This is a genomic window from Mycolicibacter nonchromogenicus (genome assembly GCF_002101775.1).
Classification (GTDB): Bacteria; Actinomycetota; Actinomycetes; order Mycobacteriales; family Mycobacteriaceae; genus Mycobacterium; species Mycobacterium nonchromogenicum.
Genome location: NZ_LQPI01000002.1, coordinates 1 through 1,481, shown reverse-complemented (window position 1 = coordinate 1,481; position 1,481 = coordinate 1). Strand labels below are relative to the sequence as shown.

The 1,481-nt window shown below is 66.0% G+C and carries 1 protein-coding gene; it reads right to left on the bottom strand.

Annotation, left to right across the window (positions count from 1 at the left end; genetic code table 11):
* Positions 1–34: 34 nt before the first annotated feature.
* Positions 35–1,437, bottom strand: a protein-coding gene (locus tag AWC18_RS00195) for an IS3 family transposase (protein WP_109559953.1) whose coding sequence is annotated in 2 segments (ribosomal slippage) — positions 35–1,093 and positions 1,096–1,437 — 1,401 coding nt in all. Because the reading frame shifts where the segments join, the coding sequence is not laid out codon by codon here.
* Positions 1,438–1,481 lie beyond the last annotated feature (44 nt).

Below are 1,481 nucleotides of genomic sequence, written 5' to 3'. Positions count from 1 at the left end.
CGGAATTTGTCAAGGTGTTTGAGTCCAACGGGTGTTAAGCGGCTGCCGTCTGGTCCTCCTGTTCGATGGGTTTTGGTGGGTTGATGGCGGCGACCTCGGGTAGGTCGATGATCTTGGGTGCCTGATCGCGGCCGTAGCGCTGCGGGTGGCGTGCGCGGGCGTCGGCGAGCACGGCCCGGCGCTGGGTGTCCTTGGCGGCGGCCAGGTCGTAGAACACGTCGGCGGGGGTGTGCAGGCCGATGCCGCTGTGCCGGTGCTCGTGGTTGTACCAGGCCACGAAGGAGTCCATGAAATCTCTTGCGTGGTGGATGGATTCGAAGCGATCCGGGAAAGTCGGAGCGTACTTGAGCGTCTTGAACCAGGCTTCGCTGTAGGGATTGTCATTGGAGACCTTCGGCCGCGAATGCGAGCGGGTCACACCCAGCTCCGCCAGCAGTCCGGCGACACTGTTGCTGGTCATCGAGGTGCCCCGGTCGGCGTGCACGACGTGCGGGATGCCGTAGGTGCCGAAGATCTGCTCCATCATCTCCTTGGCCAGCACCCCGCATTCGCGGGCGTGCACGTGCACGCCGACGATGTAGCGCGAGTAGATGTCGATCATCACGTAGGCGTCGTAGTAGACGCCTTTGACCGGGCCAGCCAGTTTGGTGATGTCCCACGAGTACACCTGCCGCGGGGCGGTGGCCACCAGTTCCGGGCAGACCGCTTTGCGGTGCCGGGCCAGCCGGCGCCGTTCCTTGACCTGCTTGTTGGCGTTGAGGAGCCGATACATCGTCGAGATCGAGCACAGGTAGGTGTCTTCGTCGAGCAGGGTGGCCCACGCCTGCATCGGGGTGGTGTCGACGAACCGGTCGCTGTTGAGCACCTCAACCACGCGGGCGCATTCGGCGGCGGTGAGCTTGTTGACCGGCACCCGCACCACCGGATCACGTGGCGCCGGAGCCGGCTTGGCCCGCCGCAGGGCCGTCGAGCGGTGCATGCCGGTCAACGCCGCCGCCTTCCGAGTGGTGATCCCGTGGCCGCGCAGATCGGTCCAGGCTTCCATCAGCGCTTGGTCGGCTTGCTGTCCGGCTCCGCGCTCTCGGAGAGACTTTCCAAGAGCGCGTGAGCTTTTCCCATGATCTCCAGGGCGACCTCGGTGGTGGACAGGCGCTTGTTCGTCTTGTCGAGTTCGCGCTTGAGCCGGGCGATCTCGGCCTGCTCGGCGGTGAGCTTGCCGAGCTTCGCCCCGGCCGGCTTGCCGTCGAGCACGCCGGCGTCGCGTTGCTTGCGCCACTCGCTGATCTGAGATGAGTACAGGCCCTCGCGGCGCAGGTAGGCGCCACCATCGCCGCTGGAGCGGGCCTGCTCGTAAGCAGCCAGGTGCGCCAGCTTGTCGGCCGGGCTAAACGAGCGCCGCCGCTGCGGGCCACCACCACGTGGACGTGTTGAATCCATGTACGCATTCTCCCCGGCCACAGCCGGGCTGGAAATCGTCATCT